The organism is Delftia sp. HK171 (genome assembly GCF_001886655.1).
Classification (GTDB): Bacteria; Pseudomonadota; Gammaproteobacteria; order Burkholderiales; family Burkholderiaceae_C; genus Comamonas; species Comamonas acidovorans.
On sequence record NZ_CP018101.1, the window covers coordinates 3,381,403 to 3,394,306 of the forward strand.

Genomic DNA, 12,904 nt, shown 5'->3' on the forward strand with positions numbered 1-12,904 from the left:
GGCCATCGCCAAGATGCGGGACACCCCTCAGATCTATGAGCGGCGGGCTTGTCGTCTTGTGGGGCTGTCCTGGGATGTCTGGCGGCATCCACAGCAACCCGATGTACACACGGCGTGCTTGGCTGAACGCATCCAGGCATGTAGCCATGCAGTGGCGGCGCTTTGGGTATAGCCGTGTGTACGACATGCGACAGGGCGAGTTTCCTGGCACCAATCAAAAGAAGGTGTTTCGCCTTTGCCGTGAGCAAGGCTTGGCCGTGCGCAAGCGCAACATGGGCAAGAAGTACCGTGGCGAGCGCACACCGCTGGTGGCCGCGACATGGGTCATCAAATACGGAGCCTGGACTTTGTCAGTGGCTCGTTGAGCAACAGCAGGCGCATCAACTGCTTGATCATTGCCGATGACTTCAGCCATGAGTGCGTGGCCATCGCGGTAGATTCGTCGATGCCCGGCGGCACATACGCCTCCACAATCCTTGAGCGAGCTGTAGGCTTCCAGAGGCTACCCAGAGGCCATCAGGTCGGACAGCGGGTCAGCGTTCACCTGTAGAGCCTTCATTCAGTTAACCTGCCAACTCTTGGGCCTCTCTAGGAATGATTGGCAAGGCGGCAGGGGGAAGGTCGCCATGTCTCCCATTTTGACCTGTTTCGGGGAAGTGCAAGTGGCAGTCAGCCCCACGTGTCGATACAAGGACGCAGGCAAAAAAAGAGCCCGCACGAGGCGGGCTGGTGATGGTCAGGCCGGTGGCAAAAACCACCGGCGCGTACGCATCTTACTGGATCTTGGCCTTTTCGCGCAGCGAATTCTGGAACTGGCTCAGCTTTTGACCCTGCAACTGCTTCACGATCTCGGGCTTGACTTCCTCGAACTTGGGCAGCTCGGCCTGACGCACGTCGTCCTGGCGGATGATGTGGTAGCCGAACTGGGTCTTGACCGGCTCCTGGGTCATGCCACCCTTTTCGAGCTTGATCAGGGCTTCGGAGAACTCGGGCACGTAGTTGCCGGGGTTGGCCCAGTCGAGGTCACCGCCACGGGCGCCGGATCCGGGGTCCTTGGACTCCTTCTTGGCGATGTCTTCAAACTTCTTGCCGGCCTTGATCTCGGCAATGATGGCCTTGGCGCGGTCTTCCGACTCGACCAGGATGTGGCTGGCCTTGTATTCCTTGCCGCTGTTGGCAGCGACGGCCTTGTCGTACTCGGCCTTGGCTTCGGCGTCAGTCACGGGGTTCTTCTTCTGGAAGTCCTCGAACAGCGCGCGGATCAGGATGGTCTGGCGTGCCAGTTCCATCTGCTGCTTGTAGGCTTCGCTGTTGGCCAGGCTGCGCTTGTTGGCTTCCTGCATGAAGATCTCGCGGGCGATGACTTCTTCCTTGATCTGCCCTTCCAGCTCGGGCGTCACGGGGCGGCCGCTTTGCTCGATCTGTTGCTTGAGCGCTTCGGCGCGTGCCTTGGGCACAGCCTTGCCGTTGACGACGGCGATGTTCTGGGCCGAGGCGGACAGGGCCGCGGTGCTCAGCACGGCGGCAGTCACCAGGCTGGTCAGAAGCTGTTTTTTCATGCGAATTCCAGATATGAAGGAAAAATTGATTCTATAGCGCGGATACGCAACAGGCTCCGAATCGTCGGAGCCTGTAAAAGTTCAAAGAACCTCGATGGCGATGGCGTGTGCGCCCTGGTCAATGAATTCTTGCAGCGCATCATACACAAGGCGATGGCGTGCCACGCGTGGCTTGCCTTGAAACAAAGGTGACGCAATGCGCACGCGGAAATGCGTGCCGAAGCCGGTGCCGTTGGCGCCCACATGGCCGGCGTGCTGGTGGCTCTCGTCGATCACTTCCAGGTGATCGGGGGCGAGGCGATCGCGCAGCACGGCCTGCATGGCTTCGGCGGTGATGGGCAGCGGATGGGCGGGCGCGCTCATGGCTGCTTGTCCTGCTGCACGCCAGGCGGGGGCAGGGCGTCGGGCGTGGCGGCTGCTGCCTCGCCCTTGTCTTCCTGCATGAAGCGGCTCATGTAGATGGCCTGGCCGATCACGAAGACCAGCATCAGCCCCATGCCGCCGAACAGCTTGAAGTTGACCCAGGTGTCGGTGTCGAAGCGGTAGGCGATGACCAGGTTGAGCGCGCCCATGACCGCGAAGAACGCCGCCCAGCTCCAGTTCAGGGTGCGCCATGCGTTGTCGGGCAGTTGCAGCTGTGCGCCCATGACCGAGCGCAGCAGGTTCTTGCGGAACACCAGCTGGCCTATCAACAGGGCGCTGCCCATGAGCCAGTACAGCACGGTGGGCTTCCACTTGATGAAGGTGTCGTTGTGGGCCAGCAAGGTGGCGCCGCCGAACAGCACGATCACGCCCAGGCTGACCCATTGCATGGGCTCGACCTTGCCGTGGCGCACACGCAGATAGGCGATCTGGGCAATGGTGGCGACGATGGCCACGGCCGTTGCCGTGTAGATGCCCCAGACCTTGAAGGCGACGAAGAACAGGATGATGGGGAAAAAGTCGATCAGTAACTTCATTGGAAGGTTTCGATGGGCTTGGAGTCAGGCATGGGGCCTGAGCTTGGCAGGCGCATTGTGGCGCAGCCGGCGCGGCCCGGCATCGGTGCAGGGCCGCGTGGCCTGGGGTTTTTGCGGGCCTGGAGCCTAGGCCTTGGGCGGCTCGAATTCCAGCGATGCGGAATTCATGCAGTAGCGCAGTCCTGTGTCGGAGGGGCCGTCGGGGAACACATGCCCCAGGTGGGCGCCGCACTGGCTGCAGACGGTTTCGGTGCGCACCATGCCGTGGCTGCGGTCCACGATTTCGGTGATGGCGCCGGGGATGGCGCGGTCGAAGCTGGGCCAGCCGCAGCCGGCATCGAACTTGGTGTCGGAGTCGAACAGCTTGCTGCCGCAGCAGATGCAGTGGTAGCTGCCATCGGCCCAGAACTGCTCATAGCGGCCGGTGAACGGGCGCTCGGTGGCTGCATGGCGTGTCACCTGGAAGGCGGCAGGTTCGGCGCCCTTGGCCTGCAGCTCGGCCTGCCATTCCTGTTCGGTCTTGTGGATGGGAAAGCTCATGATGAACAGCTGATCTCGATGGAGGAAGCCCAGTCGGGCGGGAAGCCTGCCCATTCGGCATGCTCGGCGTGGGGGTCGAACGGAGTCTGCAGCACGGCCAGCAATTGGCGCACCGGAGCGAAGTCACCGGCCTTTGCGGCGCGGATGGCCATCTCGCCCAGGTGGTTGCGCAGCACGAAGCGCGGATTCGATTCTTGCATCAAAGCGGCGGCCGCCGCGGCATCCGTGCCTGCCAGGTGCCGTGCGTACAGGGCTGCCCAGCGGTCGAAGGCCTCGCGGTCCAGCACCAGGTCGCGCACGGGCTCAAGGTCGAGGTCCGTGCCGGCACCGGCACCGGCAGCCACCGCATCGGTCAGGCGGCTGAAGAAGATGGTGTAGTCCACCGCGTTGTCGGCCATGAGCTGCAGCAGCGGGTTCACCAGGGCGGCAAAGCGCCCCTCGGCGGGCGGCGTGCCTGGAGCATCTTCGGGCAGACCCAGCTTGCGCAGCATGAGGGCGCCATAGGCCTGCGGAAACACCTGCTTGTACGACTCCAGCGCTGCAATGGTCAGTTCCTCTTCGCCGATCAGCGGCAGCAGGGCCTGGCCCAGGCAGTACAGGTTCCAGTAGGCCACCTGGGGCTGGCGGTTGAAGGCGTAACGGCCCTGGGTGTCGCTGTGGTTGCAGATGTGGCCGGGGTTGAAGGCATCAAGGAACTGGAAGGGACCGTAGTCGATGGTCAGGCCCAGGATGCTCATGTTGTCGGTGTTCATCACGCCATGGCAAAAGCCCACGGCCTGCCAGTGCGCCAGCAGCCGCGCCGTGCGCTCGCTCACGGCCTGCAGGAAGTTGGCGTAGGCGTTGCCGGCCAGTGCCTCGGCCGTGCGGCATTCGGGGTAGTAGCGGTCGATCACGTAGTCGGCCAGTTGGCGCAGAGGCGCTATCTGGTCACGCGCCGCAAAGTGCTCGAAGTGGCCGAAGCGTATGAAGCTGGGCGCCACGCGCGCCACCACGGCAGCGGTCTCGATCTCTTCGCGGCGAATGGGGGCGGGCGATCCGGTGAGGCTCAGCGCACGCGTGGTGGGAATGCCCAGGGCGTGCATGGCCTCGCTGCACAGGAACTCGCGGATGGACGAACGCAGCACGGCGCGCCCGTCGCCCATGCGCGAGTAGGGCGTGCGGCCCGCGCCCTTGAGCTGGATTTCCTGGCCCGAGGCGGTCTCACCCAGCAAGATGGCACGGCCGTCGCCAAGCTGGCCGGCCCAGACGCCGAACTGGTGGCCGCTGTAGACGCTGGCCAGCGGATGGCTGCCGGGCAGCACGGCATTGCCGGTAAGCGCCTGCAGGGCCTCATCGGAGGCCAGCCACTGCGGGTCCAGGCCCAGCAGCTCGGCGGTGCCGGTGCTGGTGGCAATCCAGTGCGGCTCGGGCAGCGGCGTGGGGCGCAGATGGGTGAAGAAGTCCGGGCCCAGGGCGGCGAAGCCGTCTTGCCAGGAGATGGGAGGGCGTGGGGAGGTCGCCGGAGCCTGGCCTTCGGCGGCAGCATGCAGGTTCATGCGGGAATTGTCCCCCAGCGCCTATGCCCCGTGGGGCGCAAGGTTCATGCGCGCATTCACCCCATGCATTCACGCACGCAGTTGCTGCCGGTACTGGCCCGGCGGCATGCCGAACCAGCGGCGGCAGGCGCGAAAGAGGTTGCTCTGGTCCACAAAGCCCAGCAGGTCGGCCACCTCGGCCAGGCTGCGGCGCGGCTCGCCCAGGTACTGCAGGGCCAGCTCGCGCCGGGTTTCGTCCAGCAGTTGCTGGTAGCTGGTGTCTTCGGCCTGCAGGCGGCGCTGCAAGGTGCGGTCGGTCAGGCCCAGCAGGCTGGCCACGTCTTCGCGGCGTGGCTCGCCCTGGGGCAGCAGGCGCGCGATCTCGTGGCGCACGCGCGCGCCCACGCCGGCCTGGCCCAGGTGGTCGAGTTCGGTTTCGACCAGCTTTTCGTGCAGTGCCAGCAGTTCGGGGTTGTGCGTGGGAATGGGGGCGAGCAGGTCGGCTTCGGACAGCAGGAAGCGGTTCGCGTCCTCGCCGAAGCGCGGCAGCAGGCCGAAGGCCGCGCGGTAAGCGGCCTCGTGCGAGGGGGCGGGCGCCTCGGCCATGAATTCCACGGCCAGCGGCCGGACATCGCGCCGCGTCAGCCAGTTGCACAGCACCAGCAGCGTGAGCACGGCGAACTCTACGCGCTGGCGCGGCACGGGCCGTGTGGCGCCGATGTGATGTATGGACAACCAGTAGCCGCGCGCATCGCGCTCCAGCGTGAAGGACGTTGCGTCCGAGATCACGGCCATGTGGCGTTCCAGGTCGCGGAAGCCGGCCAGCAGGTGCGGGCCCGAAGCCAGCGAGTAGCCGACCAGATCGATGTTGCCGTGGCGCGCGGCCAGTTGCCGGTCCAGCCCCAGCGTGGGATTGGCGGACTGGGCCACGGCCAGCTCCCAGAGCCGGCTCACGCGGTCCACATCGGTACGGGTCTGCGAATGCTGCAGTGCGGCAAGGTCGATATCGGCTGCGGCGCACAGGCTTTGCGGGGCCAGCCCTTCGGTGGCCATCATGTCCAGGATGCCGCGCACCCAGGCGGCGGAGCTGCTGCGCTGCGTTGTCATGACCGGGTTTTCCTGGGCCATTCGGGGCGCTGTTTGCGTTCTGAAGTCACTGTTTTGGCGTGGTTGCGATAGCGGCGTTTTGCCGCGCTGTTCCTAGAATTTTTGCAGCGCGGCGAACGACTGCGCAGTGTGACCCATGGGCCCGGCGCGGCCCATACGGGAAACCCCAAAAACCATTCAGGAGACAAGCATGCGCACAGGACAGCGGTGGATGGCTGGCGGCATACGCCTGGCCGTGGCTTCAATGGCTTTGTGGCTCGCGGCCTGCGGCGGCTCGGGCGGCGGAGGTCCCGAACTGCGCGAGACGGCCTACGGCCCCTTGCGCGGCGTGGACGATGGCGCCGCCACGGGCACCTATTACTGGAAGGGCGTGCCCTTTGCCCAGGCGCCCGTGGGCGCGCTGCGCTGGCAGCCGCCGGCCGAGCCCAAGGCCTGGGAGGGCGTGCGCGAGGCGCGCCAGTTCGGCAATGCCTGCCTGCAGATCGGGCGCATGTACGGCCCGGGAGCCAACAACCGCTTCGACGACACCATTGCCTCCACCCTGGGCCAGCCCGTGGGCAGCGAGGACTGCCTGACGCTCAACATCTGGCGCCCGGCCAGCGGCGCCGAGAAGCTGCCGGTGCTGGTGTTCATCCATGGCGGCAGCGCCATCTCGGGCTATACGGCCGATCCGCTGTATGACGGCGCGGCCCTGGCACGCGCCGCCAATGCCGTGGTGGTGACGGCCAACTACCGGCTGGACATCCTGGGCTACATGCACATGCCGCAGATGCAGGCCGGCGCGCCGGCCACGGGCAACTTCGCGCTGCTGGACAACCTGCAGGCGCTGCGCTTTGTGCAGCGCAATATCGCGGGCTTTGGCGGCGATCCGGGCAATGTCACGCTCATGGGCCAGTCGGCAGGTGCCACCAATGTGCTGGCGCTGCTGGCGGCCGAGTCGGCGCGCGGCCTGTTCCACAGGCTGGTGCCCATCAGCGGCGGGCTGTCGCTTCCATCCAACCTGCCGGCCGGCGTGCTGGCCACGCTCAAGCCGGCTTTGGCCTACGCCACCCAGTCCGCGCTGTTGCTGGCCCATCTGATGGTGGCCGATGGGCTGGCTGCCGATGTGGCGGCTGCCGCCACGGTGGCTGCCGGCTGGACACCGGCGCAGATTGCGGCCTACCTGCGCGGCAAGGATGCGCGCGTGCTGCTGCAGACCCTGGTGGCCAAGGGCCTGACGGGCGCGGGACCGATTCCCGACGGCCTGCTGCTGCCCACCGATCCCATGGCCGCGCTGGCTGCGGGCCAATACAACCGCATGCCTGTGATGGCCGGGTACACGGCCGAGGAGGGCAAGCTGTTCGCGCCCCTGCTGGCGGCGCTGGGCGGCAAGCCGGGCTTCAGGATCGATGATGCGGCGCGCTTTCGCATGATGCAGTCCTTCGATGCGCAGTCGCCCAACGCGCCGGGCCTGGCCGACATCATCGATGCCGCCTACCTGCCCGTCGATACGCCGGTCACCGGCTACAACGCCCGCATGGCGCAGCTGACCCATCTGTTCGCCGATCCCAGCCGCGACCAGTTGCTCAATACGCTGCGCACCCGGCAGGCCGAGGTCTGGAGCTACCGCTTCGACTGGGCGCGCCAGCCCGCGCCCTGGAACACGGTCTACGGCGCGGCCCATGCCTTCGATCTGCCCTTTCTCTTCGGCAACTTCGGGCCGTCCGTGTTCTCCCGCGTGACCAACAGCACGGCGAATGCCCCGGGCCGGCTGGCGCTGTCGAACGCCATGATGGCCAGCCTCAAGGCCTTCATGCAGACGGGCGACCCGCAGAACGCGGCCCTGGGCCAGACATGGAAGCCCTGGCCGTCCAGCCTGATCTTCGACGCCGAGCCGGGCGCGACAAGTATCCGGCTGCAGTGAGAGAGCCGATGAGCGGGCAGGTGAGCGAGTAGATGAGCGAGCAGGGGCTTGCCGCGGCAAGCCCCGAGAGACAGCCAACAACAACGAAGGAGACAAGTACCCATGACAGTCAAGACCGTTTTCACACATGCCTGGCGCTGGCCGCTGGCGGGAGCCATTGCAGCCGCCGCCGTGGGCCTGGCCGCCTGCGGAGGGGGATCGTCGGGCATGCCCGCGCCCATGGGGCCGGGCCAGCAATCGGGCTACATCACCCTGCCGGACGGCAGCAGGATGCGCTACTCGCTGCTGCTGCCCGAGGGGCAGGGCCCGTTCCCGCTGCTGGTCGAGTACGACGGCTATATCTCGGGCTCGTACCCCAACATCAGCAGTCCCTGGACAAAGGAAGGCTATGCGGTCATGGGGCTGAACGTGCCGGGCACGGGCTGCTCCACGGGGGATGACAAGGTGTTTGACGCAAGCGTAGGTGCGGCCGGTGCCTTTGCCATCGAGTGGGCCGGGCGGCAGGCCTGGTCCAATGGCCGCATCGGCATGATCGGCTACTCGTACTCGGGCTACAACCAGCTGTGGGTGGCGGCGCACCGGCCCAAGGGGCTGCTGGCGATCACGCCCAGCAAGAATGTGGGCGATCCCTACCGGGACGTGGGCTATCCGGGCGGCATTGCCAACATCGGCTTTCCGGCACAGTGGTGGAACGGCTTCCCGCGCATCTGGCGCACGGCCGCCGACCTGGCGGTGAAGAACGGTGGCGACACGGAATGCGCCAAGACGGTGGCCGACAACATCGAGAAGATCAAGCGGCCCGAGCTGGACCTCATCAAGTGGCTGGACAACCCCTATGCCGATGGCCTGTACCTGGAGCGCAGCGCCATGCTGCAAAGCGGCAAGATCAATATCCCCACGCTGGGCACGCAGTCCTGGCAGGACGAGCAGATCGGCCCGCGCTCGGGCTACTACGAGGACACCATTGCGCCCGACAGGATGTGGCTGGTCAGCTCCAACGGCGACCACCACACGAACATCACCTCGGACCATATCGACCAGACGCTGAAGCACTTCCTGGCGCGCTTCGTCAAGGGCGAGGACAACGGCTTCGACAAGGAGCCGCGCGTGCGCCTGCTGCAGGAGATGCAGACCACGGACGCCAAGGCCCTCAATGGCGGCGCCAAGCTCATGCCCACGGGCGAGGCACGGTTTGACCGGCTGCCTGTGCAGGTCAAGCCCCTGCGCCTGTGGATGCAGCCGGGCCAGGCGCTGGGCGACAGCGCACCCGCCTCAGGCACGGCTTCGTCCAGCTACCGCTATCCGGCCCTGAGCCCGCAGGTGAACAACCCGGCGGCCGAAGGCTGGCCCGCCGTGCCCGCTTCGGAAAAGGATGGCCAACTGGTCTTCACCACGGCGGCCCTGCCGCAGGACCTGAGCTTCTATGGCGAAGGCTCGGCCGACCTGTGGCTCAGCGCCACGGCCGCCAATACCGACATCCAGGTCACCGTGTCCGAGGTGCGGCCGGACGGGCAGGAGATGTTCGTGCAGCGCGGCTGGCTGCGTGCGTCCAAGCGTGCGCTCGATGAGAGCCGATCCACGGCGCTGCGTCCCTGGGGGGCCTACACACGGGACAAGGATGTGCCACTGGTCGCCGGCCAGCCCCAGTTGATGCGGGTGGAGATCCAGAAATTCGCGCATGTGTTCCGCGCCGGTTCAAGCATTCGCGTGACAGTGGATTCGCCATCGCAGACCGGATACTGGATCTTCGGCAACGACAAGACGCCGTCCACGAACACGCTGTGGCATGACGCGGCGCATGCCTCCAGCATCGTCCTAGGGTATATCCCATACGAGCATGCGAAGACGCTGCCGAGTTGCGACAAGACAATGCGTCAACCATGCCGGAAAAACGATGCGCCTGTCCCTGCCGGGATCGGACCCAGGGCGCCGGCCTGAGCCACCCTCCATGCGGGCAGCGGCATCGCGCACCAGGGCCTTGGCCTTGCGCGAATCCGCGGTCCGCAGTTCACGACGTTCACGAAGTTCAATCACCTTAGGAGCCTATAGATGCTGGGTCTGATGCAAAGCCAACCACTGTTGATCTCGTCGCTGATCGACTTCGCCGACCGCCACCATGGCGATGCGGAGATCGTCTCGCGCAGGGTGGAGGGCGATATCCATCGCTATACGTACCGCGACCTGGCACGGCGTTCGCGCCAGCTGGCGAACACGCTGGACGGCCTGGGCCTGCAGCCTGGCGACCGCGTGGCCTCGCTGGCCTGGAACGGCTACCGCCACATGGAGATGTACTTCGGCGTCAGCGGCTCGGGCCGCGTGCTGCACACGGTCAATCCGCGCCTGCACCCCGACCAGGTGGCGTGGATCATCAACCACGCGGAAGACCGCGTCATGTGCTTTGACCTGACTTTCCTGCCCATCATCCAGGCCGTGCATGCCAAGTGCCCCACGGTGCGCCAGTGGGTGGCGCTGTGCGATGCGGACCGCCTGCCCGCCGACAGCGGCATTCCGGGCCTGGTCAGCTACGAGGACTGGATTGGCGGCCAGCCCGACCAGTACCAGTGGCCCGAATTCGACGAGAACACGGCCTCCAGCATGTGCTACACCAGCGGCACCACGGGCAACCCGAAGGCCGTGCTGTACAGCCACCGCTCCACCACGCTGCACGCCTACGCGGCCGCGCTGCCCGATGTGATGTGCATATCGGCGCGCGACTCGGTGCTGCCCGTCGTGCCCATGTTCCACGTCAACGCCTGGGGCATTCCCTACTCGGCCGCGCTCACGGGCTGCAAGCTGGTGTTCCCCGGCCCGGCGCTGGACGGCAAGTCGCTGTACGAGCTGATCGAGGCCGAAGGCGTCACCTACGCGGCCGGCGTGCCCACGGTCTGGCAGATGCTGCTGGGCCACATCAGGCCGGGCGGCCTGCGGTTTTCCACGCTCAAGCGCACGGTGATCGGCGGCTCCGCCTGCCCGCCGGCCATGATCACGGCCTTCCAGGACGAGTTCGGCGTGGAGGTGCTGCATGCCTGGGGCATGACCGAGATGAGCCCGCTGGGCACGCTGTGCACGCTCAAGAACAAGCAGCTGCAGCTGCCCAAGGACGAGCAGATGAAGATCCTGCAAAAGCAGGGCCGCGCCATCTACGGCGTGGACATGCGCATCGTCGACAGCGACGGCACCGACCAGCCCTGGGACGGCAAGAGCTATGGCGACCTGCTGGTGCGCGGCCCCTGGATCGTGGACAGCTACTTCAAGGGCGAGAGCCCGCTGGTCAAGGACGCGCAGGGCCGCGGCTGGTTCCCCACGGGCGACGTGGCCACCATCGACCCGGACGGCTTCATGCAGATCACCGACCGCAGCAAGGACGTGATCAAGTCCGGCGGCGAGTGGATCAGCTCCATCGACATCGAGAACATTGCCATGGCCCATCCGGCCGTGGCCATGGCCGCCTGCATCGGCATGCCGCATCCCAAGTGGGACGAGCGCCCCATCGTCGCCGTGGCGAAGAAGCCCGGCGCCGAGGTCACGCGCGAGGAACTGCTCAAGTTCTACGAGGGCAAGACCGCCAAGTGGCAGATCCCCGACGACGTGGTGTTCGTCGATGCCATTCCGCTGGGCGCCACCGGAAAAATGCTCAAGACCCGGCTGCGCGAGCAGCTGGCCGGCTACCGGCTGCCGGGGCTTTGAGCCGTTGCGGGCGGCCACCGGGCCAGGGCATGCGGGGGCATGTCCTGGCCGGGGCGGCCGGTCCGAGTCTCGTCGGCGATAGCCGCTAGGGGCAATCACCGATCAGGGCAGGGCACAGGGGCCATTACCCTGGGCCTCGCCCAGAAACCACCACAAGAGGAGACGCTTCATGAAGTTTGCGATCAAGGCATTGACGGCATCCCTGGCCCTGGCTTGCGCCACGGGCGCCATGGCCCAGAAGGGCGAGACGGTGAAGGTTGCGTGGATCGACCCGCTGTCCGGCCTCATGGCCGCGCTGGGGTCCAACCAGCTCAAGAGCCTGCAGTACATCGCCGAGGAGCTCAACAAGGGCACGGCCTCGGGCGTGAAGTTCGAGATCATCGGCATCGACAACAAGCTCAGCCCGCAGGAAACCACGGCGGCCCTGCGCTCGGCCATGGACCAGGGCGTGCGCTACGTCTTCCAGGGCAACGGCTCGGGCCCGGCCCTGGCCATCATGGATGCGCTGGAAAAGCACAACGCGCGCAACAAGGGCAAGGAAGTCGTCTACCTGAACTATGCGGCCGTGGACCCGGACCTGACCAACAGCAAGTGCAGCTACTGGCACTTCCGCCTGGATGCGGACACCTCCATGAAGATGGAAGCGCTGACGACCTATATGAAGGACGTGCCCGAGGTCAAGAAGGTCTACCTGATCAACCAGAACTACTCGCACGGCCAGCAGGTCTCCAAATACGCCAAGGAGATGCTCAAGCGCAAGCGCCCCGATGTGGAGATCGTGGGCGACGACTTCTCGCCGCTGGCCCAGGTGCGCGACTTCGCACCCTACATCGCCAAGATCAAGCAGTCGGGTGCCGACTCGGTGATCACGGGCAACTGGGGCTCGGACCTGGCGCTGCTGATCAAGGCCGCCAGCGATGCAGGCCTGAACAACGTCAAGTTCTACACCTACTACGCCATCGCCACCGGCGCGCCCACGGCCATGGGCGCGGCCGCCGCCGACAAGGTCTACATGGTGGGCTACGGTCACATGAACCTGCCCGGCCCGCTGGACCGCATCACCAAGGGCTACAAGGCCAAGTTCAACGACGACATGTACACGGGCTCGCTGTACTCGGGCCTGACCATGCTGGACCAGGCCTTCCTGCGCGCCAAGACCACGGACCCGGCCAAGGTGGCGGCCACCATGGAAGGCATGAAGTTCAACAGCCTCAACGGCGAAGTGGAGATGCGCAAGAGCGACCACCAGCTGCAGCAGGGCCTGTTCATCGCACGCTGGGAAAAGGCCGGCGGCAAGTACCCGATGGATTCGGAGAACACCGGCTACACCTTTGTTCCCGTGAAGTACTACGAGCCCTATGTGGCCAGCACGCCGACATCTTGTGAGATGAAGCGACCCTCATGACGGCATAACTGGCCATTGAACTTCGCAAAGGGGCGCGAGGCGCCCCTTTTTTTGCCTGAAATCAGGCAAAACACGGTTTTCTGGCCTGATCGATGGCGATCTGTCGCCAATGTGTCCAGGGCCGCAGCCAAGTCGCATGCGCGATAGTTTCTAAGGCATTCCCCAGAGGGAAATTGTCATTCAGGCGTTAGTCTGGCGCCAATACAGATATCCGAATCAACCGGAAAAAG

11 protein-coding genes are annotated in these 12,904 nt (G+C 65.8%); 5 read left to right on the forward strand and 6 right to left on the reverse strand.

Annotation, left to right across the window (positions count from 1 at the left end; genetic code table 11):
- The first annotated feature begins 146 nt into the window (after nucleotides 1-146).
- Nucleotides 147-365: a hypothetical protein gene (locus BO996_RS29100; RefSeq protein ID WP_156897964.1), complete on the forward strand. Its 219-nt coding sequence runs from the start codon at nucleotides 147-149 to the stop codon at nucleotides 363-365.
- Nucleotides 366-773: 408 nt separating this feature from the next.
- On the opposite strand, the gene BO996_RS15315 is transcribed toward BO996_RS29100, so the two are convergent.
- The 6 genes from BO996_RS15315 to BO996_RS15340 all read right to left on the reverse strand — a co-directional run bounded on the left by BO996_RS15315 (nucleotide 774) and on the right by BO996_RS15340 (nucleotide 5,679).
- On the reverse strand, nucleotides 774-1,559 hold the full coding sequence (locus BO996_RS15315) for a foldase protein PrsA (protein ID WP_071955430.1): 786 nt from the start codon (nucleotides 1,557-1,559) through the stop codon (nucleotides 774-776).
- An 81-nt stretch (nucleotides 1,560-1,640) separates the two neighbouring features.
- On the reverse strand, nucleotides 1,641-1,922 hold the full coding sequence (locus BO996_RS15320; protein ID WP_071955432.1) for a BolA family protein: 282 nt from the start codon (nucleotides 1,920-1,922) through the stop codon (nucleotides 1,641-1,643).
- Nucleotides 1,919-2,518: a septation protein A gene (locus BO996_RS15325; RefSeq protein WP_013802779.1), complete on the reverse strand. Its 600-nt coding sequence runs from the start codon at nucleotides 2,516-2,518 to the stop codon at nucleotides 1,919-1,921. The genes BO996_RS15320 and BO996_RS15325 overlap by 4 nt, the downstream gene beginning before the upstream one ends.
- A gap of 126 nt (nucleotides 2,519-2,644) precedes the next feature.
- The gene (gene msrB / locus BO996_RS15330) at nucleotides 2,645-3,058 is read right to left on the reverse strand and encodes a peptide-methionine (R)-S-oxide reductase MsrB (protein WP_012205139.1); all 414 of its coding nucleotides are present in this window, start codon (nucleotides 3,056-3,058) and stop codon (nucleotides 2,645-2,647) included.
- Entirely contained in the window at nucleotides 3,055-4,593 is a 1,539-nt protein-coding gene (locus BO996_RS15335) for a protein adenylyltransferase SelO (protein ID WP_071955434.1), read from the reverse strand. The genes msrB and BO996_RS15335 overlap by 4 nt, the downstream gene beginning before the upstream one ends.
- A 69-nt stretch (nucleotides 4,594-4,662) precedes the next feature.
- Entirely contained in the window at nucleotides 4,663-5,679 is a 1,017-nt protein-coding gene (locus BO996_RS15340) for an AraC family transcriptional regulator (protein ID WP_043822774.1), read from the reverse strand.
- A 190-nt stretch (nucleotides 5,680-5,869) separates the two neighbouring features.
- On the opposite strand from BO996_RS15340, the gene BO996_RS15345 reads away from it, so the two are divergent.
- From BO996_RS15345 to BO996_RS15360, 4 genes are all read left to right on the forward strand, one after another.
- The gene (locus BO996_RS15345; protein WP_071955436.1) at nucleotides 5,870-7,582 is read left to right on the forward strand and encodes a carboxylesterase/lipase family protein; all 1,713 of its coding nucleotides are present in this window, start codon (nucleotides 5,870-5,872) and stop codon (nucleotides 7,580-7,582) included.
- A 102-nt stretch (nucleotides 7,583-7,684) separates the two neighbouring features.
- A complete protein-coding gene (locus BO996_RS15350) occupies nucleotides 7,685-9,520 on the forward strand; it encodes a CocE/NonD family hydrolase (protein ID WP_071955438.1) in 1,836 nt (611 codons plus the stop codon).
- A 111-nt stretch (nucleotides 9,521-9,631) separates the two neighbouring features.
- The gene (locus BO996_RS15355; RefSeq protein WP_043822739.1) at nucleotides 9,632-11,269 is read left to right on the forward strand and encodes a 3-(methylthio)propionyl-CoA ligase; all 1,638 of its coding nucleotides are present in this window, start codon (nucleotides 9,632-9,634) and stop codon (nucleotides 11,267-11,269) included.
- 169 nt (nucleotides 11,270-11,438) lie between these two features.
- On the forward strand, nucleotides 11,439-12,674 hold the full coding sequence (locus BO996_RS15360) for a branched-chain amino acid ABC transporter substrate-binding protein (protein ID WP_013802774.1): 1,236 nt from the start codon (nucleotides 11,439-11,441) through the stop codon (nucleotides 12,672-12,674).
- Nucleotides 12,675-12,904: the final 230 nt, after the last annotated feature.

Coding starts and splice junctions, on each gene's coding strand:
- BO996_RS29100 (WP_156897964.1), top strand. CDS start 147: ATGCAGTGGCGGCGCTTTGGGTATAGCCGTGTGTACGACATGCGACAG.
- BO996_RS15335 (WP_071955434.1), bottom strand. CDS start 4,593: ATGAACCTGCATGCTGCCGCCGAAGGCCAGGCTCCGGCGACCTCCCCA.
- BO996_RS15340 (WP_043822774.1), bottom strand. CDS start 5,679: ATGACAACGCAGCGCAGCAGCTCCGCCGCCTGGGTGCGCGGCATCCTG.
- BO996_RS15355 (WP_043822739.1), top strand. CDS start 9,632: ATGCTGGGTCTGATGCAAAGCCAACCACTGTTGATCTCGTCGCTGATC.
- BO996_RS15315 (WP_071955430.1), bottom strand. CDS start 1,559: ATGAAAAAACAGCTTCTGACCAGCCTGGTGACTGCCGCCGTGCTGAGC.
- BO996_RS15320 (WP_071955432.1), bottom strand. CDS start 1,922: ATGAGCGCGCCCGCCCATCCGCTGCCCATCACCGCCGAAGCCATGCAG.
- BO996_RS15360 (WP_013802774.1), top strand. CDS start 11,439: ATGAAGTTTGCGATCAAGGCATTGACGGCATCCCTGGCCCTGGCTTGC.
- BO996_RS15325 (WP_013802779.1), bottom strand. CDS start 2,518: ATGAAGTTACTGATCGACTTTTTCCCCATCATCCTGTTCTTCGTCGCC.
- BO996_RS15345 (WP_071955436.1), top strand. CDS start 5,870: ATGCGCACAGGACAGCGGTGGATGGCTGGCGGCATACGCCTGGCCGTG.
- BO996_RS15350 (WP_071955438.1), top strand. CDS start 7,685: ATGACAGTCAAGACCGTTTTCACACATGCCTGGCGCTGGCCGCTGGCG.
- msrB (WP_012205139.1), bottom strand. CDS start 3,058: ATGAGCTTTCCCATCCACAAGACCGAACAGGAATGGCAGGCCGAGCTG.